This window comes from Pseudomonas alvandae (assembly GCF_019141525.1).
GTDB classification, from domain to species: domain Bacteria; phylum Pseudomonadota; class Gammaproteobacteria; order Pseudomonadales; family Pseudomonadaceae; genus Aquipseudomonas; species Aquipseudomonas alvandae.
The window spans coordinates 3,568,907-3,589,610 of record NZ_CP077080.1; the positions used below are offsets into that span (position 1 = coordinate 3,568,907).

The 20,704-nt window shown below is 62.8% G+C and carries 18 protein-coding genes; 4 read left to right on the forward strand and 14 right to left on the reverse strand.

Going from position 1 to position 20,704, the window contains the following annotated elements; all coding sequences use genetic code 11:
* Positions 1–123: 123 nt before the first annotated feature.
* From argE to KSS97_RS15945, 10 genes are all read right to left on the reverse strand, one after another.
* The gene (argE, locus tag KSS97_RS15900) at positions 124–1,284 is read right to left on the reverse strand and encodes an acetylornithine deacetylase (protein WP_217859576.1); all 1,161 of its coding nucleotides are present in this window, start codon (positions 1,282–1,284) and stop codon (positions 124–126) included.
* Positions 1,281–3,122, reverse strand: coding sequence for an ABC transporter ATP-binding protein (locus tag KSS97_RS15905; RefSeq protein WP_198798388.1), 1,842 nt, complete (start codon positions 3,120–3,122; stop codon positions 1,281–1,283). The genes argE and KSS97_RS15905 overlap by 4 nt, the downstream gene beginning before the upstream one ends.
* Before the next feature lies 1 nt (position 3,123).
* Positions 3,124–3,999, reverse strand: a complete 876-nt coding sequence (locus KSS97_RS15910; protein WP_198798387.1) for an ABC transporter permease — start codon at positions 3,997–3,999, stop codon at positions 3,124–3,126.
* Positions 3,996–4,952: an ABC transporter permease gene (locus KSS97_RS15915; RefSeq protein WP_198798386.1), complete on the reverse strand. Its 957-nt coding sequence runs from the start codon at positions 4,950–4,952 to the stop codon at positions 3,996–3,998. Before KSS97_RS15915 ends, KSS97_RS15910 begins: the two co-directional genes overlap by 4 nt.
* A gap of 40 nt (positions 4,953–4,992) precedes the next feature.
* On the reverse strand, positions 4,993–6,639 hold the full coding sequence (locus KSS97_RS15920) for an ABC transporter substrate-binding protein (protein WP_217859577.1): 1,647 nt from the start codon (positions 6,637–6,639) through the stop codon (positions 4,993–4,995).
* Positions 6,640–6,722: 83 nt separating this feature from the next.
* Complete coding sequence (locus tag KSS97_RS15925) at positions 6,723–7,997, reverse strand: NAD(P)/FAD-dependent oxidoreductase (RefSeq protein ID WP_217859578.1); 1,275 nt, start codon at positions 7,995–7,997, stop codon at positions 6,723–6,725.
* A gap of 37 nt (positions 7,998–8,034) precedes the next feature.
* Positions 8,035–8,703 carry a haloacid dehalogenase type II gene (locus KSS97_RS15930; RefSeq protein WP_030140633.1) on the reverse strand — a complete coding sequence of 223 codons (669 nt, stop codon included), beginning with the start codon at positions 8,701–8,703 and terminating at the stop codon, positions 8,035–8,037.
* Between the two features lie 358 nt (positions 8,704–9,061).
* Positions 9,062–10,387, reverse strand: coding sequence for an NAD(P)/FAD-dependent oxidoreductase (locus KSS97_RS15935; protein ID WP_217859579.1), 1,326 nt, complete (start codon positions 10,385–10,387; stop codon positions 9,062–9,064).
* A gap of 193 nt (positions 10,388–10,580) precedes the next feature.
* Positions 10,581–11,360, reverse strand: coding sequence for a hypothetical protein (locus tag KSS97_RS15940; protein ID WP_217859580.1), 780 nt, complete (start codon positions 11,358–11,360; stop codon positions 10,581–10,583).
* Positions 11,361–11,761: 401 nt separating this feature from the next.
* The gene (locus KSS97_RS15945) at positions 11,762–12,694 is read right to left on the reverse strand and encodes an MBL fold metallo-hydrolase (protein ID WP_030140626.1); all 933 of its coding nucleotides are present in this window, start codon (positions 12,692–12,694) and stop codon (positions 11,762–11,764) included.
* Positions 12,695–12,954: 260 nt separating this feature from the next.
* On the opposite strand from KSS97_RS15945, the gene KSS97_RS15950 reads away from it, so the two are divergent.
* Both KSS97_RS15950 and KSS97_RS15955 read left to right on the forward strand, forming a co-directional pair.
* A complete protein-coding gene (locus KSS97_RS15950; RefSeq protein ID WP_217859581.1) occupies positions 12,955–13,428 on the forward strand; it encodes a (2Fe-2S)-binding protein in 474 nt (157 codons plus the stop codon).
* 13 nt (positions 13,429–13,441) lie between these two features.
* Entirely contained in the window at positions 13,442–15,682 is a 2,241-nt protein-coding gene (locus KSS97_RS15955) for a xanthine dehydrogenase family protein molybdopterin-binding subunit (protein ID WP_217859582.1), read from the forward strand.
* A 183-nt stretch (positions 15,683–15,865) separates the two neighbouring features.
* Here the strand turns inward: KSS97_RS15955 and KSS97_RS15960 are convergent, their stop codons facing one another.
* Both KSS97_RS15960 and KSS97_RS15965 read right to left on the reverse strand, forming a co-directional pair.
* On the reverse strand, positions 15,866–16,939 hold the full coding sequence (locus tag KSS97_RS15960) for an alpha/beta fold hydrolase (protein WP_217859583.1): 1,074 nt from the start codon (positions 16,937–16,939) through the stop codon (positions 15,866–15,868).
* 26 nt (positions 16,940–16,965) lie between these two features.
* Positions 16,966–17,229: a DUF2790 domain-containing protein gene (locus KSS97_RS15965; RefSeq protein ID WP_217859584.1), complete on the reverse strand. Its 264-nt coding sequence runs from the start codon at positions 17,227–17,229 to the stop codon at positions 16,966–16,968.
* Between the two features lie 238 nt (positions 17,230–17,467).
* On the opposite strand from KSS97_RS15965, the gene KSS97_RS15970 reads away from it, so the two are divergent.
* Positions 17,468–18,616, forward strand: coding sequence for a MalY/PatB family protein (locus tag KSS97_RS15970; RefSeq protein WP_217859585.1), 1,149 nt, complete (start codon positions 17,468–17,470; stop codon positions 18,614–18,616).
* Between the two features lie 131 nt (positions 18,617–18,747).
* On the opposite strand, the gene KSS97_RS15975 is transcribed toward KSS97_RS15970, so the two are convergent.
* Entirely contained in the window at positions 18,748–19,152 is a 405-nt protein-coding gene (locus tag KSS97_RS15975; RefSeq protein WP_217859586.1) for a VOC family protein, read from the reverse strand.
* A 187-nt stretch (positions 19,153–19,339) separates the two neighbouring features.
* Between KSS97_RS15975 and KSS97_RS15980 the strand changes: the two genes are divergently transcribed.
* Entirely contained in the window at positions 19,340–20,197 is an 858-nt protein-coding gene (locus KSS97_RS15980) for a glucose 1-dehydrogenase (protein ID WP_217859587.1), read from the forward strand.
* 61 nt (positions 20,198–20,258) lie between these two features.
* On the opposite strand, the gene KSS97_RS15985 is transcribed toward KSS97_RS15980, so the two are convergent.
* Positions 20,259–20,702, reverse strand: a complete 444-nt coding sequence (locus tag KSS97_RS15985) for a DUF421 domain-containing protein (protein WP_030140618.1) — start codon at positions 20,700–20,702, stop codon at positions 20,259–20,261.
* Positions 20,703–20,704: the final 2 nt, after the last annotated feature.

Below are 20,704 nucleotides of genomic sequence, written 5' to 3' on the forward strand. Positions count from 1 at the left end.
TGGAGTCCTGTTTTGAGACAGCCTCCAGTCTATTGAGTCGTCCTGGACGAGGATGCTGAAAACGCCGGCCCTACAGCCGTGAATGCTGAATTTCAGCCTTCGACGGCACGCTTTACCGTGGCACTACCGAGCGCGCATCGAACCCAACAACCCTTGCAGAAAACGTTCGCCCGCGTCCATCTGGCTGACCTCGACGAACTCGTCAGGCTTGTGCGCCTGTTCTATCGAACCGGGGCCACAGACCACCACCGGTACGTCCAGGCGTTGCTTGAACAACCCGCCCTCGGTGCCGAACGAGACTTTGGCGGTGCCGGTGTCCGGGGCGGCGAAGTTTTTCAGGAAGCGCACCGCTTCGACACTCGGGTGGGTATCGAGGCCTGGGTAGACGTTCAAGGTCTGGATGTCGATGTCGGCCACGCTGGAGAGCTTCCTGGCTTCGCGCACGATCAGCTCTGCTCGCTCGGTCATCTGTTCCAGGAATCGGTCGAGGTTGTCCGCCGGCAAGTTCCGCACTTCGAAGTCCAGGGTGCACAGGTTTGGCACGATGTTCAGCGCCTTGCCGCCGACGATCTGCCCGACATGCACGGTGCTGTAGGGCACGTCGTAGTCGGTATCCCGGGCCCCCTGCTCTTGCAACTGCTGCTGGCTCAGGCGCAGCGCCGCGATGAAGTCGCAGGCGACATGGATCGCATTGACCGAGCGTGGCGCCAGGGACGAATGCGCTTCCAGGCCGCGACAGTACGTGCGGTAAGAGCCCTTGCCCTTGTGTCCGAGCACGAATTGCATTTGGGTCGGCTCGCCGATCACGCACAGGAACGGCCGGACCGGTGCCAGGTGCAGCACATCCAGCAGGCGCCGCACCCCGACGCAACCGATCTCTTCGTCATGGGACAGCGCCAATTGCAATGGCCGGCTCAAGGGCTCCTCCGTGGCGTCGAGCATGGCGTCGATGGCCAGCGCAATGAAACCCTTCATGTCGCAACTGCCACGCCCATAAATCCGCCCGTCCCGCACCGTCGCCTCAAACGCCGGGACAGTCCAGGCCTGCCCCGCCGCCGGCACCACATCGGTATGACCGGACAGCAGGATGCCCGGCACATCCCGTGGTCCGGCGCTGGCAAACAGATTGGCTTTCTTGCCCGTCTCATCCTTGACGATGAGCGACTCGATGCCCTTGGTCAGCAGCAAGTCCCGTACATACTCGATCAAGGCCATGTTCGACTCCGAGGAGACGGTGTCGAAGGCCATCAGCCGTTTGAGAATTTCCAGTGCCCTGGGTTTCATGCGTACGCCGCCACGGTCAGAGGGTTCGATTGCTGAGTTTTTATCAGTTCGGCGCTGTCATGGTGGCAGAGAATTTCACTGCCGCCGGCGATGGTCCGCCGCTCTGGCGCGACACAATTGCAGAGGCCATCCACCCGCACCGGGCAGCGGCTGAGGAAGGTGCACAAGCCAGGCACATTAGCTCGGGGCCCTAGGGTCGGCAATGTCTGGCACGTCGTTGCCCCGCAGCTTTCCAGCCAGCCCTGACGCAGTTCCGGCACGGAATGGATCAACAGGTCGGTGTAGGGATGGAACGGTGCTTGTGCGTAGGCGTCGCGGGTCCCGGCCTGGATCTTGTGGCCGCTGTACATCACCACGATGTCGTCACACAGGGCCCGGACGGTGGAAATGTCGTGACTGATGAACAGATAGGACACCCCGAGTTGCTGGCGCAGGTCGCGCAGCAGTTCCAGGATCGCCGCCCCGACCACCGTGTCCAGCGCCGAAGTCACCTCGTCGCAGAGAATCAGGTCCGGCTTGGCCGCCAAGGCCCGGGCCAGGTTGACCCGTTGTTTCTGCCCGCCGGACAGCTCGTTCGGCCGCCGGTCGGCCATCGTGCGCGGCAAACGTACCAGGTCCAGCAGCTCACCGATACGCTCGCGCAACGCCGTGCCCTTGAGGCCGAAATACATCTTCAACGGACGACTCAGGAGGGTGCTGACGCTGTGCATCGGGTTGAGCGCGGTGTCGGCATTCTGGAAAACCATTTGAATGCGTCGGAACTGCTCGTGAGTGCGTGACGACAGGCTGCCACCCAAGGGTTGACCATCGAAGGTCAAGCCGCCAAGGGCCGGTGTCAACAGCCCCGCCACCACTCGGGCCAAGGTCGATTTGCCAGAGCCCGACTCGCCAATCACGCCGATGGCCTGGCCTCGGCGGATCGTCAGGTCGATGTCTTCCAGCACGCGAATGGCGGGCATGCCCTGGGCATTTTTGTTGCCGTAGCCGGCGGTCAGTCCCTGGATGGTCAGCAACGGTGTTTCTTGCGCGATGTCGGCAGGTGGACGAATCGTCGTGTCCGGGCGCGCCGCCGCCAGCAAGCTGCGGGTGTATTCGTGGGACGGCCCTTGCAGCAAAGGTGCCGTGGCGCTGTGTTCGAAGATTTCACCGCCGTTGAGTACGACAATCTGGTCAGCCATCTGTGCCACGACCGCCAGGTCGTGGGACACATAGACCGCCGTCGCCCCGCGCTCATGGACCACTCGCTTGAAGGCCCGCAGCACATCGATCTGCGTTGTTACGTCCAGCGCCGTGGTCGGCTCGTCGAGCACCACCAGCAACGGATCGCTGATCAATGCCATGGCCGCCATTACCCGCTGCAGTTGCCCGCCGGACACCTGGTGCGGATAGCGTTGGCCGATGCGATCCGGGTCCGGCAGGGCCAGGTCGCGGAACAGTTCGACGGCCTTGGTTTCAAGCTCGGCCCGGCTGCCCAGGCCGTGGATCAATGCGCCCTCCACCACTTGATCAATGAGTTTTTTCGCCGGATTGAACGCCGCCGCGGCGCTCTGGGCGATGTACGACACTCGGTTGCCCCGCAGCTTCTGCAATTGGCTGTCGTTCAGCGCCAGCATGTCATGCTCACCGACGTGCACGCTGCCGCCGGCCAACCGGCAACCGCGTCGGGCATACCCGAGCAGCGCCAGGGCAATGGTGGTCTTGCCGGAGCCGGATTCACCGATCAACGCCAGCACTTCACCCTTTTCCAGGGAAAAGCTGACGCCCTTGACGATATCGACTTCTCCACGCTCGCCACAGGCCACGACTCGCAAGCCCTCGACTCGAATCAATTCGCTCATCTCAATGGCCTCCCGTACGTCGATTGCGCCGCGACGACACCCGGTCGATGAACAGATTCACACCGATGGTCAGGGTGCCAATCGCCAGGGCCGGAATCACGATGGCCGGCGCGCCCTGATTGAGGCCACCGATGTTTTCGCGCACCAGGGAGCCAAGGTCGGCGTCCGGCGGTTGCACGCCCAGCCCGAGGAAACTCATGCCGCTGAGCAGCAGCACGATGAAACCGAAGCGCAGGCCCAGGTCCGCCAGCACCGGGTTGAGGATGTTCGGCAGGATTTCCACGCAGGCAATGTATAGCCGACGCTCGCCCCGGGTGCGGGCGACTTGCACGTATTCCAGGGCTTCGATATTCACCGCCATGCTACGGGCGATGCGAAAGGCGCCGGGGGTGTAGCTCAACACTGCGGTACAGATCAGCAAGGTGACCGAGGAACCGAAAGCCGAAACCATGATCAACGCGAGCATCTTGCTCGGAATCGAAATGAACGCGTCCATCAGCCGGCTGATCAGCTCATCCAACCACTTTGGCGACACCACCGACAGCAAGGCCAGGCTCGTGCCCAACGTGCTGGACAGCACCGCGGCTACCAGCGCGAGGCCGACGGTAAAGCGTGCGCCGACGAGAATCCGGCTGAGCATGTCACGGCCCAGGTAATCGGTGCCGAACGGGTACGCGGCGCTGAAGCTGTCGAAGACATTGTCAGAGACCACCTCACCCACCGGGTGCGGCGCCAGCCACGGGCCGAATATCGCCACCAACAGCCAGATCGCACACATCGCGGCGCCGACCAGGCCCAGCCAGGACGCGCCATGGGGGTCTTTGCCCAACCCCAGCGCTGCGGCCGCAGGCGGGGATTTCACAATGAGATTGTTCATTGGTTTCTCAGCCTCGGATTGGAAAGAATCGCGCACAGGTCGGCAATCAGCACCAACGCCAGGTACGCGGTACAGAACAACATCGTGCAGCCCTGGACCAGGGCCATGTCGCGATTGGTCACGGCATCGACCATCAGGCTGGCGATACCGGGGTAATTGAAGATCGTTTCGACGATCACCACCCCGCCCAGCAGGTAGGACAGGCTCAGGGCGATGGCATTGGCGATGGGCCCGATGGCATTGGGCAAGGCATGGCGAAGCACGATGCGGACATTGCTCACGCCTTTGAGCCGGGCCATCTCCACATAGGGGCTGTCGAGCTGATCGATGACCGCCGCCCGGGTCATGCGCGACATCTGCGCGACTATCACGCAGCACAGCGTCATCACCGGCAAGGCGTAGGTGCGCATGAATTGCCAGGGTGAGGTGATGTCACTGGCGTAGGACAACGCCGACAGCCAACCCAGGTTTACCGCGAATATCAGCACCGCCAGGGTGGCCACCAGAAATTCCGGCACTGCCACCATGGTCAGGGTGAAAAAACTCAGGAAACTGTCGATGCGCCCGCCCCGGCCCATGGCCGAGCCGATACCCAGCGTCAACGCCACCGGCACTGAAACCAATGCCGTGGCCGCCGCGAGCATCAAGGTGTTGGGGACCCGGCCGGCCATCAGATCGATGACCGGCATGGCATTGGAAATCGACATCCCCAGGTCACCGCTGAGCAGGCTCGTCAGCCAGTGCAGGTAACGCAACACACCAGGCTGGTCGAGGCCCATTTTCGCCCGCAGGGCGGCGACCTGTTCCGGTGTCGCGAACTGGCCCAGGGACTGTTGCGCCGCGTCGCCCGGCAGCACCGCCGTGATGGCGAACACCACCATGGACACAATCAGCAAGGTCAGGACCGCCGCCCCCAGGCGTCGGCCAATCAACCACAGTGTGTTGCTATTCATCAGCCGCCCCTCATGCAATGCAGCGTGAACCCGAGGTTCATCAGGCGTCCAGCCAGACTTGCTCGGCGAACATGTAGCCCATGAAACCGCCCAGTGGGTTGGCGCCATAGCCTTTGACGCGCTGGTCGGCGCCGTCGATGTTGCTGATGAACACCGGCACGCCGATACCGCTGTGTTCATGCACCAGGGCTTGCATGTCGCCGTACATCTTGCCGCGCTTGGCCTCGTCGGTTTCCCCTCGCGCCTGTACCAGCAGTTGGTCGAACTGCTCGTTTTTCCAGCCCGACTCGTTCCACGGGGCCGTCGACTGGAAGAACTGCGAGAAGATCATGTCGGCATTCGGACGCGGGTTGATGTTGCCGAAGCTCAGCGGGTGCTTGGCCCAATGGTTCGACCAATAGCCATCGCTGGGCAGCCGGTTGACGTCGAGCTTGAGCCCGGCCTCTTTGGCCGATTGCTGCAGCAGCACCGCGACGTCCACCGAACCGGTCGCCGCGGGCGAGCACATCAGCGGCATGCTGATGCTTTCCATGCCGGCCTTCTTGAGCAGGAACTTGGCCTTTTCCGGATCGTAGGCCCGTTGTGGCAACTCCGCGTTATAGAAACGCGCACCGGGTGCGATGGGATGGTCGTTGCCGACCCGGGCGTAGCCACGGAAGATCGCCGACTTGATCTGCTCACGGTCCAGCAACAGCTTCATGGCCTGGGTGAATTCCGGGCTTTGGCCCGGCATCTGGTCCTGGCGGATGATCAGGTCAGTGTAGTTGCCCGACGGCGAATCGATGACCCGGTGCTTGGCGCTGGCCTTGATACGTGTGGTCGAGCGTGGGTTGACCTCGTTGACGATGTGCACGTCGCCCGACAACAGCGCGTTGATCCGCGACGATTCGTCGGCGATGCCAATGAATTCGATCTCGTCCAGGTACGGCAAGCCGGGTTTCCAGTAATTGGCATTGCGCGCGCCCACGGAACGCACGCCGGGCTTGAATTCCTTGACCTTGAACGGACCGGTGCCAATGCCCTGGCTGAAATCGCTGGTGCCTTCGGGCACGATCAGCATGTGCGAGACGGCCAGCACCGACGGCAGTTCAGCGTTGGGGCCGCTCAACTGTATCTGCACTTCGTGGGTGCCAACGGCTTTCACATCGGCGAACTGCGACGCCAGCGGCAGGACCTTGGAACCGGTGATCGGGTCCTTGTGGCGCAACAACGAGAACACCACGTCGGCGGCGGTCAGGGCCTTGCCATTATGGAACGTCACTTCTTTGCGCAGGCTGATCACCCAGAGGGTAGCGTCGGTGGTTTCGATGCGCTCGGCCAGCTCCAGCTGCGGGACCATATGGCTGTCGAAACGCGTCAGCCCGTTATAGAACATGTAATGGCGCACGTAGTCGGTGGAGGACGAACCTTTGGCCGGGTCCAGGGTGTCGGCGGTGGAACTGGTCGAACCGGCGACGCGGATCCGCCCGCCCGGCTTGCCTTTGCCAGGGCTTGCGGCCTCGTCATCGGCTAACAGCTTGCCGGCGGTGCCGAACAGGCTGCCGGCACCGGCCACCGCTACCCCGGCCAAACCGAGCATCTGCAATGCATTGCGGCGTGACATGCCGCGATTGAGCCCTTCGAAAATGCGCAGACTTTCCGTACCTGTTACCAGCTGGGTGTCGATACTGTTTTTCTTGTCAGTCATGTCAGTTCTACCTTTCGGAAGTGATAAGGCTCGATGGCTCGCGATTAACGCAACGTGGTGAAACGTGAAGCGTCCCCACTAACTCAATGCAAATAGTCCTGAAGCCGGTAATACGCCCCCACGAGCGGCAGGAACCAGGGCTTGCCGAAATGCCCGGGGATGGCCGGCCAATCGAGCTCGCGCCAAGGGTTAGCCTCCAGGTTGCCAGCCATGACGTCGGCCATGACCTGGCCCATGTGCACCGACATCTGTACGCCATGGCCGCTGTAGCCCATGGAGTGATAAACCCCGCCATGCTGGCCGGCCCGGGGCAACCGATCGGAAGTCATGTCCACCAACCCGCCCCAGCAATAATCGACCTTCACGTGGGCCAGTTGCGGGAACATCTGCACCATCGCCGCGTGCAAGACCTTGCCGCTCTTGGCGTCGGACACGCTGTCCGACATGGCAAACCGCGCACGCCCACCAAACAGCAGGCGGTTGTCCGGCGTCAGGCGAAAGTAATTTCCGATCATGCGGCTGGTGACATACGAGCGATGGGCCGGCAGCAGGCGGTCGACCAAGGCCTGGGGCAACACCTCGGTGGCGATCACGAAACTGCCCACCGGCACGATCCTGCGCCGATACCAGCCCAACCCGCCCTGCTGGCAGGTGCCGGTGGCCAGCAGGATTTGCGTGGCCTGCAGCGAACCCTTGGTGGTATTGACCCGATAACCGCCCGCACTGGCTTTCCAGTCCGTCACGGACACGCCCTGGAAAATCAACGCGCCGTGACGCGCGGCGGCCTCGGCCAACCCGACCCCGAAGCGCCCGACATGCATCTGCACGCCATTACGCTGCAGCAGGCCGCCATGGAATTGGGCCGAGTCGACTTCAGCGCGGGTCTCCTGGGCGGACAACAACTCGACCTCGGCATCGACCTCGCGGCGAATCAATTCGCACGTGCGCGCCAGCCCTTCGTAATGCATCGGCTTGGCGGCCAGCTTGAGCTTGCCATTGCGCTTGAGATCACAGGCGATCCGCTCCTGCTCAACCAGCGAGACAACGCTCTGTACCGCGCTTTCATAAGCCTGGTAATAAGTGCGCGCCTTATCGGCGCCGAGGCTGGCACTGAGGGCCGCGTAGTCTTGGGCAACGCCGGTGTTGCACTGGCCGCCATTGCGCCCCGACGCCTCGCCAATCACCCGCCCGCCTTCCAGCACCGCCACGCTGGCCCCCTTCAAGGCCAGGGCCCGGGCCGCCGCCAGGCCGGTGAAACCACCACCGACGATGGCCACGTCGACCTGCCCGGGCAACGCGCCGAGCTGGGCACCGGTGAACGCCGGTGCGGTATCGAGCCAATAGGACTCACTGCCCATGTCAAAACCCCTTTAGCCTTGAAGAGAGCTCAGAAACTCAGAGACCGACCAGCCCGGCCAATCCGCCGATGTCCGGGATCTGGTGGTAACCAAAGGCCGCGTTCGCCGGGTGTTCATGACCACGGGCCACGAAGGCTTTGTGCTTGATTTTCATGTCGTGGGCCGACATCAGGTCGTAGCGGAAGCTCGAAGACACGTGCAGGACGTCCTCCGGCCCGCAGCCGAGGTTATCGAGCATGTACTCGAAGGCGGCCAGGCGTGGCTTGTAGGCTTGGGCTTGCTGGGCGGTGAAGACTTTATGGAAAGGCGCACCGAGCTTGTCGACGTTGGACATGATCTGCTCGTCCATCGCGTTGGAGAAAATCACCAGGGGAATCTTGTCGGCGATTTTCGACAGGCCGGCCGGCACGTCGGCATGCGGGCCCCAGGTCGGTACGGCATCGTAGTAGAGCTGGCCTTCGCCTTTGTATTCGACGCCCCAGCGTTTGCAGACTCGCGCCAGGGCTGTCTTGAGAATCTCATCATAGGGTCGCCAGTCACCCATCACCTGGTCCAGGCGATACGCCGAGAAATCCTTGACGAACTGCTCCATTTGCTCGGCAGGGACCCGGTCGGCGAACAGCTCGCGCGTCATGGTGCCCATCTGGAAATTGGTCAACGTGCCGTAACAGTCAAAGGTAATGAACTTGGGGCGAAGGAAGCTCATGAGTGCAGTCCTGAGTGATGGTGGAGGTCATGAGGGGCAAGCGATTGCACCGTTCTGGAGGTGGAGGTGCGACGCTGCATCACGGATTTATTACAGCATCATGAGACCGCGCATATACCGTTAAAAGTATAGGTCGCTTGGCACAAACCACCGTTTTTCGGGGCCCGCTCAGCAGACTGTGCGGGATGCGCCATGCCTGGGCATCCGGGCCTTTTTCAAGGCGTCCGGGGCCATTTATGGTGCGCGCAAAGCCTCTTGAACCGCGGCGTGCGGCAGAATCTGCGCCGGCACAACGAGAACGGGCGCAGCCCCTGCGGGTGCGCCCGTTTGTTGTCTTGCCAGTGAGATTTCCGCGTCTCTAGAACTCCGCGACCTTGCCCCAGGACGAAGACTGGAAACGGTCCGGATGATAGGGTCGTGGGTCAACCAGGGGGGCCATGCCCGTGACGATATCGGCGATCAGATGACCCGCGCCCGGGCCGATGCCAAAACCGTGGCCACTGAACCCCGCCGCCAGCACCAGGCCCGGGAGCTCCGCCATTTCACCGATCCCCGGGACACCGTCAGGCGTGCTGTCGACATAACCGGCCCAGGCCCCGGTGATCGATGAGGCCTTCAGCATCGGCACCAGGTCGATCGCACGCTTGTACGTCAATTCAACCACCCGGGTATCTGCCTTGGGATCCAGGATCCGCATTCTCTCCATCGGGGTGGGCTGGTCCAGGCGCCAATGACCCAGGCCTTCGTGCCCCGCCTGGAACCCTTGCAAGCCACCGGGCGCCAGCTTGCGCCAGCGGCGCTGGAACATCGGCAGGAACTGCGGGGCGAAACGCAGCAGTTGCGGCGTCGGGTCAACCCGCCCCCTGCCACTGATTGCCAGGGTGAAGCCGCCATCCGAGCGCCGGGTCATGGAAATGTCGGCGGTGTGCAGCGCATCCGGGATCTCCGGGGCGCCCTTGGACACCGCCATTACGGTCTGGCGAATGGTCGCCTGGGGAAAACGAATGCCGTACTGCCGGCAGAACGACGAGGCCCACGCGCCGCCCGCGAGAACAGCAAGAGGGGTGCGAATGGTGCCCTTCTCGGTCACGACGGCGGACAGCCGTCCGCCCTCGGTCTCGAGGCCACGCGCCGCGCACCCTTGATGCACCGTGCCACCCAGCTTGATGATTGCCCGCGCCACCGCCGGTGCCGCGCGGGACGGGTCAGCGGTGCCGTCGGTCGGTGAAAACACCCCGCCCCTCCAGGGTTTGCCCGTCACTCGACCGTGTTGAGCAGCCTGTTCCGCCGTCAACATATGGGTTTTGACATTCACGGTCCGGGCGAACTCACCCCATTGCGCCCAGCCGTCCAGCTCCTTCTCACTGTTGCTCAAGTAGAGCAAACCACAGCGCTTGAAGCCGGTGTCCTCGCCGGAGTCCGCTGCGAACTGCTCCCACAGGTCCAGGCTCTTGGTCGACAGCGGCAACTCACGGGCGTCTCGATTCTGTTGCCGGCACCAGCCCCAATTTCGACTCGATTGCTCGGCACCGATCCGGCCTTTTTCCACCAGGGCGACTTTCATGCCGCGCTTGGCCAGGTAATAGGCGGTAAAGGTCCCGATGATGCCGCCGCCAATCACGACCACATCAGCGTGCGTCGGCAGCTCGGAACTCGTCTCTACGGAAGTTAACGGTGCAGGCATTTGTCAGGATGTCCATTGGGGGCCGGGAAGTAAAAAGCACATCGTCTTCACGGCTTTATTACAACACCGGGAAACCGTGCATAAACGGTTAAAAGCATAGGCTCCCTGGTACAAACCACCGTTTTACGAGACCTGTTCAGCAGACTTTGCGGGACGCCACGAACGCGGGCATCGAGGGCCCCGCGCCGCGCCCTTATAGCCCCGCTGCCTGCGCAATCTGCAAACGCCAGTTTTCGGCTTCCTGCCAATCGTTGCCAAACGACCAGGTGGTCCACAGAGGTGTGCCTGAACCGATCTGAAGCTGGATTTGCAACGTAAAGGTGTGGTGAGTGGTACTCGACGTATAAGTGGTCGAGTCCGACGTTCCTTTATCGATCTCGCCCCCGAAGTGGGTGTTATTGATCCTGCGCTCACTGTGCTTGGTATGGGTGCGGGAGGTATGCACGGTCTCGGTTCGCTCATCGACCCGGACCTGCCGAACGACCCGTGGCGCGTCAATCAGGGCGTGCTCATGGCCGGACTCCGCCGAATAGAGGTACAGCACCGCAGTCTCTGGAAATAACCCCAGCATGTCTCCCCCACGGGATATCCAGCGATACGGGCCCAGTTCCTGCTCGGCGAGAAACTCGGTGCATGCCTTATGCAGGACAACGGGGACGTTGTCCTCGGCACGTTTCAGGTCACGGCTTTCCTGGCGCCAGAACCACTGCAGCGGCACGCTGAATACCCAGGTCACACACCAGAGCAGGCCCGCCAGCAGCGGCCCACCAATGTAATGCCCCGCCATCACCCATTTGATCAGCCAATAAGCGCAAAACAGGCCCTGCACAATCTTGAAGGGTTTCAGCACAACCTGCTTGCGCTGGGCCAGACGCTCCTTCGCGGGAGGGATCTGCTGGCGCGCCTGCTCGACGCTGGGTGAGATTGGGAAACGGGTGACTTCGGGATGGGTAACGAGCTCGCCTTGCGACATATAAGCTTCCTGGTGACTGCCGTGTCAGTGCCGGGGGACGGCGTAAGGCTCGCACTATAGCGGGTGTGCTTGAAATCGACGAGTTGCTCGTTGGAAACAAAATCCGGTTCATTTGAGGACAATGACCCGGGGCGAGGGAGGTTGCTCCCGCTGGGCCGCGAAGCGGCCCTAAACCCTCCGAATACGAAGCAACAGACACACCGCACCCGCCGATTTACGACTGCTTCGCAGCCGAGCGGGAGCAAGCTCCCTCGCCACGAGCCCATCATGTTTCTCAAGTAAGCAGCATCACCTACCCCTGTTTTTTCTCGCCCGAATGGCACTGCTGCTTCGGATCCTGGGGGCAAATAACCTATAGCCTCCAATCTGGGCCCGGACCTCCGCCCGAGCCCAGCCACCGATCAATAATCCCAAGAGCCCGCGACCCAGCGAAACGCATCACCGTTGACCGCCACCCGGCCCACGGAAGGAAACGAAAGGTGAGTGGCCACGAACAGCTCGCCGCTCGCCGCGGCTTCTTGCATCAGCCGTACACGAACGCGCACCGCTTCTTCAGGGTCGTGCTCGAAGCCGTTCTGCCAATCGGGATGGTCGAAGGCCACCGGGAACAGGGCATCGCCGGCAAACGTCAGTTTTTCATTGCCGGACGTCACATGCACCACGCTGTGCCCCGGCGTATGCCCGCCCGTGCGCTTGACCACCACGCCCGGCGCCACTTCATATTCCTGCTCGAAGGTGTGCAGTTTGTCGTGGTACGCCTCCATGAATTGCTGCGCGGTGGTGTGCAACACTTCCGGTATTGGCGAAGGCATGACAGTGCGTGAGAAATCGGGGTTGGCCCAGAACTCGACTTCGGTCGCACACACATGAATCTTCACATCCGGCCGCAGACGGCTCTTCACCTCATCGACCAGCAGCCCGCCTATGTGGTCCATGTGCATATGGGTGATGACCACGTCGGTGATGGAGGAAAGCTCGATGCCGGCCGCTTCCAGTCGCTTGGGAAACAGGCCGGCGCGGGGGAAGCCGGGAAACTGGCCACCCAGGCCGGCGTCGACCAAAAGGGTCTGCTCGCCGCTGCGCACCACCAGCACGTTCAGCGCCCAATCGAATGCGTCGGGGCCGAGGTACATATCCTTGAACCACGCGGCGCGGGCGGCCGGGTCGACGTTGGTGGACATGGTCGAGGTCGGCAGCGGCAGCACGCCATCGCTGACCACCAGCACATCGATGTCGCCGACCTTCAGTGCGTAGCGCGACGGAACCAGTTCTTCGGTCGCGGATACCCCTTGGATCGCTTGTTTTTGCGCGGTGTCTTGCTGATGCATCGTCATGATCGCTCTCCTGTCATGAATGGGGCGAACCGTCTTTCCTGTGCCAGAACAACGGTTCACCTGGAGAACGAGTGTGCGGCGTGGCGTGGCGCGCTCGATACCATACGAGGGTATGCCGCGCCCACATCTTGGCGTGATCGTTTCAAACAAACGGCTGGTGATTTGCAAGATTGGGCAATCATCGGACCGGATCGTGCAAGCTATCGTCCCCAATGCTTCCTATAGTAATCGGTGCCCAACCATCTGGAGCTGGTCCGACTATGAGCGCCCTCAATATCAATGGCCGTGAGCACACGGTTGACGTAGACCCTGGCACCCCGATCCTGTGGGCCCTGCGCGACACGCTGGGCATGACCGGCACCAAGTTCGGCTGCGGCGCGGCCTTGTGCGGCGCCTGCACCGTTCACCTGGATGGCCAGGCCATCCGGTCCTGCGTGACGCCGGTCGCGGCGGCGATTGGCAAGAAGATCACCACCATCGAAGCAGCCACCGATGGCAGCGACCCGGTGGGCAGCGCCGTCCACGAAGCCTGGGTCAAGCACGACGTGGCGCAGTGCGGTTACTGCCAAAGCGGCCAAATCATGAGCGCCACCGCATTCCTCAAGGCCCAGCCCAAGGGCAAGCAGCCGACACCGGCCGAGATCGACTCGGCCATGGCCGGCAATATCTGCCGCTGCGGCACCTATGCCCGAATCCGCGCCGCGGTGGCTGATGCCGCCAAAGCCCTCGCCTGACAGGGAGTTCGCCATGCTCAACGAGATTTTTCCAACCGAACTTCCGCGCGCCTTGCAGCACCTGCTTGAGCGCGATGATGCGGACGGTCCAGCGACCCTGCCCCGCCGCAGCTTCCTCAAAATCGTCGGCATCGGCGGCCTGGCCTTGGGTGCGTTTCCTCACCTGGCCCTTGGGCAGCAAGCCAATGGCGCGGGCGAAGGCCCCCTCAAGCCGACCCAGCAACCTTCGGCCTTCGTGCAGATCGCGCCGAGCGGCGAAGTGACGGTGACGATCAATCGTCTGGAGTTCGGCCAAGGTGTGCAGACCGGCCTGCCAATGATCCTCGCCGAAGAACTCGACGCCGACTGGAGCCTGGTGCGCACGCGCAACGGCAGCAACGACGCGGCCTACATGGACCCGGCCTTTGGCATCCACCTCACCGGCGGTTCCAATTCGATCAAGAACAGCTACACCCAATACCGCGAACTGGGCGCCCGCGCCCGGTCGATGCTGCTGTCCGCCGCGGCGGCGCGCTGGAACGTCGACGCCGCCAGCCTGACCACGCAAAACGGCACGGTGTTGGGCCCGGGCGGCCGCAAGGCGACCTACGGCGAGCTGGCCGAAGCCGCCATGGCGATGCCCGTGCCGGAGAAGGTCACGCTCAAGGATCCCAAGGATTTTCGCATCATCGGCCAGGCCACCAACCGCCTCGACGCCAAGGCCAAGAGCAGCGGCCAGCAGGATTTCGGCATCGACGTGCATTTGCCGGGGCAACTCACCGCAGTGGTCGCCCGGCCGCCGGTGTTCGGCGCCCGCATCGCCTCCCTGGACGACAGCGCCGCACGCACCACCAAAGGCGTAAAAGCCGTGCTGCGCGTGCCGCTTGATGGCGGTGCCGAAGGTGTCGCGGTGATCGCCGACGGTTACTGGCAGGCGAAGCTGGGTCGTGACGCGCTGAAAGTCGAATGGGACGCGGCCAAAGTCGAAAAAGTCGACACGGAAAAACAACTGGCCCAGTACCGCGAGCTGGCTGGCCAATCCGGCCCGCTGCACTTCGATGCCGATATGAAGCCCCTGGCCTCCGCGCCGCACCAGTTGGAGGCCGAGTTCGTATTCCCTTATCTGGCCCATGCGCCCATGGAACCGCTGAACTGCACCGTCCAACTGTCCGAGGGCCGTGCCCAATTATGGGTGGGCACACAGTTCCCCGGCGGCGATGGCGCGGCGGCGGCCAAGGTGTTGAACCTCAAGCCCGAGCAAGTCCAGGTGAATGTGCAGACAGCGGGCGGTGGTTTTGGCCGACGCGGCGTGCCCACCAATGATTTTGTCGTGCAGGCCTGCGAAGTCGCCAAGGCCGCCCGCGCCGCCGGGCTCGATGCGCCCATCCGCACCCTGTGGAGCCGGGAAGACGACATCAAGGGCGGCTATTACCGGCCCATGCACCTGCACCGCGCGCGCATCGGCTTCGACGACAGCGGCAAGGTGTTGGCCTGGGACCACGCCCTGGTCGGCCAATCCATCCTCACCGGCACCCTGTTCGCCGGGCAGATGAAAAACGGCATCGACCCCACCGCCACGGAGGGCATGCGCGATCCGTATCCATTGCCGATGCGATTGACCGTGCATCATCCGAAGCTCAACGTGCCCGTGCTCTGGTGGCGCAGCGTCGGCTCGACCCATACCGCTTTCGTGATGGAAACCCTGATCGACGAAATCGCCCGCACGACGAAGCAGGATCCAGTGGCATACCGGATGAAGCTGTTTGGCGAGCAGAGCCCGCGCCATCGTGACGCGCTGCAACTGGCGGTGGACAAGAGCGGCTACGGCAAGCGCCAGCTACCGGCCGGCCAAGCCTGGGGCGTGGCGGTACATGAGTCGTTCAGCTCGGTGGTGGCCTACTTGGTCGAGGCATCGGTGCAGGATGGCCGTCCGGTGCTCCACAACGTCACGGCAGGCGTGCATTGCAATCTGGCGGTCAACCCGCGCAGCGTAGAAGCCCAGGTACAGGGCGCCGCGCTGATGGGGTTGTCAATGTGCCTGCCTGGTGGCGCGGTGACGTTGAAGGACGGCGTCGTGCAGCAAAGCAACTTTGCCGACTTCAGCGTGCCGCGCATCACCGACATGCCGCAGATCGCCGTGCACATCGTCCCCAGCGCCGAGCCGCCGACCGGCATGGGCGAACCCGGCCTCCCCGCCTTGGCGCCGGCGTTTGCCAATGCCATTGCCAGCCTGACGGGCAAACCGCTGCGGCAGTTGCCGTTCAGCCTGGCTTGATTGGAAGTAGATGCCAAACCCGTGGTGAGGGAGCTTGCTCCCGTTGGGTCGCGAAGCGGCCCCAAACCAGCCACCGCTGGGTGTCAGGCTGATCCCAGCTAGCCTTGTGGGGTCTACTGCGCAGCCCAGCGGGAGCAAGCTCCCTCGCCACGGGGACACCGCTTGTCAGCTATTGCGGCGACTTCACAGATGGTCTGCGTCAATCACAGCCTGGGCGAAGGCCTGCGGTGCCTCTTGCGGCAGGTTATGGCCCACGCCACCGTCGATCAGTCGATATTGGTATTTACCGGTGAAGCGCTTGGCATAGGCTTCTGCCGGTGGATGCGGCGCACCATTGGCGTCGCCCTCAAGCGTGATCGTCGGCACGGCGATGGACGGAAAGGTCGCGAGTTTCTTTTCGAGCCCTGCGTATTTGGCCTCGCCCTTCAGCAGCCCCAGGCGCCAACGATAGTTGTAGATTGAGACAGCCACGTGATCGGGGTTCTGCAAGGCCGCGGCGCTTCGATCGAAGGTCGCGTCGTCAAAGCTCCACTTCGGCGAGGCCAGTTTCCAGATCAGCTTGGCGAAGTCATGGGTGTTCTTCTCGTAGCCCAGGCGACCACGCTCTGTCGCGAAGTAGAACTGATACCACCATTGCAACTCGGCGGCCGGCGGCAGCGGAGCCTTGCCAGCCTCCTGGCTGCCGATCAGGTAGCCACTCACCGCAACCAGCGCTTTCACACGCTCCGGCCACAATGCTGCGACGATGTCGGCGGTTCTCGCGCCCCAGTCATAGCCGCCGAGCACGGCTTGCTTGATGTTCAGTGCGTCCATGAAATCGATCAGGTCACTGGCCAGCGCCGATGGCTGGCCGTTGCGCAGGGTCTTGCCCGACAGGAAGCGTGTATCGCCGTAGCCCCGGGCATAGGGGATCAGCACGCGATAGCCCTTCTCGGCCAACGCCGGCGCCACATCCGCATAACTGTGAATGTCGTAAGGCCAGCCGTGCAGCAAGATCACCACCGGCCCGTCGGCGGGACCGACTTCAGCGTAGGCCACGTCCAACAGGCCAGCCTTGACATGCTTCAACGGCCCGAACGAAGTGTGGCTGCCCGGGATGATCGTGCCGACAGTGGTGGCGGGAACATCGGCCGCATTTGCCTGGAACGATGCCAATCCCAACGCGCCCAGTTGCAGCAGCGCGCATGCGAGGACGGTGGGTGCAAACCGGCGACGGTGGCGCTGTAGGTTTTCTGGCTTCGACAAAGTGGTGTACATGGTAGATCTCCTTGAAGGCCGACGCCTCAGTTGTCCTGGCCGCAATCCTGGGCAATCGCGCTGTAGTCCAGCGCCCGGATCGCGCCGGTGGAGTCCAGGTAGGTCATGCGCGATTCGACGACGCCGCAGCCCGACCCCGCCCCTTGCTTGACCGACAGCACCTTGGCGATGTCCAGGTGGTCGCCGTACATGTAGGTGTGCGGCTTGACGGCGTCCTGGGCGTTGGCTACCACGGCGCCGAGGCTGAGGATGGCAAACAGTGAAGCGATGCTGAGGTTCTTGACGTTCATGGCGATGTCTCCGACGTTTGAGTGAGTACCTGGGACGGCGTGTGCTGTCTCGATGGGGCTCATTTGACGCCGGGGAGGTATCTCGGGTGTGTCGCCGATGGGCTTGAAGGAATCGTTTCGTGTCTACAAAGGCTCTGGATACACAGCGATACATTTGCCTCGGGAGGACTTCGATCTTTTCCTGCCGGAAGTTTGCTTTATCATGGCGACCACCCTTCCCCGACCTGATGGAACCACCATGACTTTCGATTTCGACCAGGTGTTCGAGCGCCACGGCACCGGTAGCACCAAGTGGAGCCGCTACCCGGCCGAGGTATTGCCGATGTGGGTGGCCGACATGGATTTCGCCGCGCCACCGGTGGTCGTCGATGCGCTGCGCAAGCGCCTGGAGCATCCGATGCTCGGCTACAGCGTGGCCCAGGACAACCTGCGCGCCGCCATCGTCGCCGACCTCTGGAGCAAATACGCCTGGCGCGTCGAGCCCCAGCAGATCCTCTTCCTGCCAGGGGTCGAGCCGGGCTTCAACATGGCCTTGCATGCGCTGGTGGAACCGCAGCAGAACGTCGTGGTGCAGGTGCCCAACTACCCGCCGCTGCGCAACGCCCCGGGGAACTGGGGCCTTAAGAAAGTGGAGCTGCCGTTCAACCCGCTCAACGGCGAATTCCACACGGACCTGACCGGGCTGAAAGCTGCGTTGCACGGCGGCGGCGCGCTGCTGCTGAGCAACCCGCACAACCCGCTGGGCAAGGTGTTCGGCCACAGCGAATTGAAGGCAGTGGCAGACATCTGTGTCGAGCAGGACGCCTGGATCATCTCGGATGAAATCCATGCCGAGCTGTGCTTCGACGGTCGCAAGCACATCCCCACCGCCACCCTGGGCGCGGAGATCGCCGAGCGCACCATCACCCTGATGTCGGCCAGCAAGGCCTATAACATCGCCGGCCTGAAGACCTCTTTCGCCATCATCCAGAACGCCAAGCTGCGGGAACGGGTCAACGCGGCCAGGGCCGGCATGGTCGACAGCGTCAACGCCCTCGGCCTCGAGGCCACCCGTGCGGCCTACAGCGAAGCGGGTCCGTGGCTGGAGGCTTTGAAGGACTATCTGCAAGCCAACCGCGATTACCTGGTCGAAGCCGTGAAGACCCGTCTGCCGGGCATCACCATGACCGTGCCCCAAGGCACCTACCTGGCGTGGCTGGATTGCTCCGGGTTGGGGCTGGACGACCCGCAGGGTTTCTTCCTCAAGGAAGCCAAGGTCGGCTTGAGTGCCGGGTTGGATTTCGGCGACGACGCGGGGCAGTTCGTGCGATTGAACTTCGGCTGCCCACGGGCGTTGCTGGAGGAAGGGATTGCGCGGATGGAGCGCAGCCTGAAATCCCGAGCCTGACCGGATCTCTTGTGGCGAGGGGATTTATCCCCGCTCGGTTGCGCAGCGACCGCAAAAAACAGGGCCGCTGCGCGACCCAGCGGGGATAAATCCCCTCGCCACAAAGGCACCAATCTCAGACCATGCTGGTGTCAGTCATACATATCCGGCGTATGCACAAAGCACAACTTGTTCCCCTCCGGATCCCGGCAATAGGCGCCGTAATAATCCTTTGAATATTGCGGCCTCAGGCCCGGTGCGCCTTCGTCGAAACCGCCCAGGTCGAGCGCTGTCTTCCAGGCGTCGCGCACGGCTTGCTGTGACTCAGCAGCAAAGCTGACTTGCATGCCATTGCCCCACGTCGCCGGCAGCCCATTGATCGGCACCTGGACGAACACTTGCGGCCAATGCTTGCCAGGCTGATGCCAACCCTCCCCCGGTGGCCCCGAGTCATCCTCGCTCTCCATGCGCACCAGGCCCAGGCAGCCGAGCACGGCATCATAGAATGCGACCATTTTCGGCAGGTCCCGCGCGCCAATCTGTATGTGACTGAACATGCTGTTTCTCCTGTTGAATCTTTCCTGACATTTGAATAGACGGCCTTACCCACGTTCACCCGGACGTAGGGTCAGTCGACGAACCGCTGCCGGTCACGCTCATCGACCGACGGGAAAATCCAACCGAACTCTGCTGGAAAGCCCGAAGTCCACCCTCCATCGCAACCACTCGCCATGGAGAACGATTATGGCCAATTACCCAACCCCGCCCTTCCCCAAGCAACAACAACCCGTACCGGGCAGCCAGCAGAAAATGGACCCTTACCCGGACTGCGGCGAACAAAGCTATAAAGGCTCCGGACGCCTGGCGAACAAGATCGCGCTGATTACCGGTGCGGACAGCGGCATCGGGCGCGTCGTGGCGATTGCCTTCGCCCGTGAAGGAGCGGACGTGGCGATCTCTTATCTGAACGAGCATGAAGACGCCAAGGAAACCGCTCGTTGGGTCGAAGAAGCTGGGCGCCAATGCCTGTTGCTTCCGGGTGACCTCGCCGATAAGGCCCAGTGCCGCAAGGTCGTCGACGACACCGTCGCGCGCTTCGGGCGTATCGACGTGCTCGTCAATAACGCCGCGTTCCAGATGACCCATGAGAGTCTGGAAGAAATCCCCGACGAGGAATGGGTCCGCACGTTCGATATCAACATCACGGCGATGTTCAGGATCTGCCAGGCCGCAGTTCCGCACATGAAGACCGGTGGCTCGATCATCAACACCACGTCGGTCAATTCCGACATGCCCAAGCCGACATTGCTGGCGTATGCCACGACCAAGGGCGCCATCGCCAACTTCACCGGCGGCCTGGCGCAGATGCTCGGGCCCAAGGGTATCCGCGTGAACAGCGTCGCGCCAGGGCCGATCTGGACGCCGCTGATCGTCGCCACCATGCCCGAGGAAGAAGTGCAGAATTTCGGGTCCCAGACGCCGCTGGGCCGCCCCGGCCAACCGGTGGAAGTGGCACCGATCTTCGTGCTGCTGGCGTCGGATGAGTCCAGCTACATCTCGGGCTCGCGGTATGCGGTGACGGGGGGCAAGCCGATCCTGTAGGCACACGCACATATCCCGTGGCGAGGGAGCTTGCTCCCTCGCCACAGAAGCGTCCTTCGGATCACTCCTTGGCAATCACCGAAATCTTCCCGTTACGCTCGATAATCGCAAACTTGATCTGGTCCAGGGTCTCGATGCCCTGGCTGGAGCGGGCCGCTTCCATGATGTCTGCCTCGATCAGCCGGGCGTGGCGCATGCGCCCCTCCAAGATACGCCCGTCCTCGACGATGATGGTCGGGCCGCCGTCGATCAGCCGGGACACCCAATCGGAGCGCAGCTTGAGCAACGAAAACCCGACGTCGATGGCGATCAGCGTGACGATGACCATGAATGAGTTGGTCATCGAAAAGTCATCCCCCAGCAGCGCCTGCTGGGTCGCCTCGCCGATGATCATCAGCAGCACGAAGTCGAAGGTGGTGATCTCAGCCAGCGAGCGACGCCCGGCGATCTTGAACAACACCATCAATACCGCGTACATCGCGGCGGCGCGCAATACCGAATCCATAC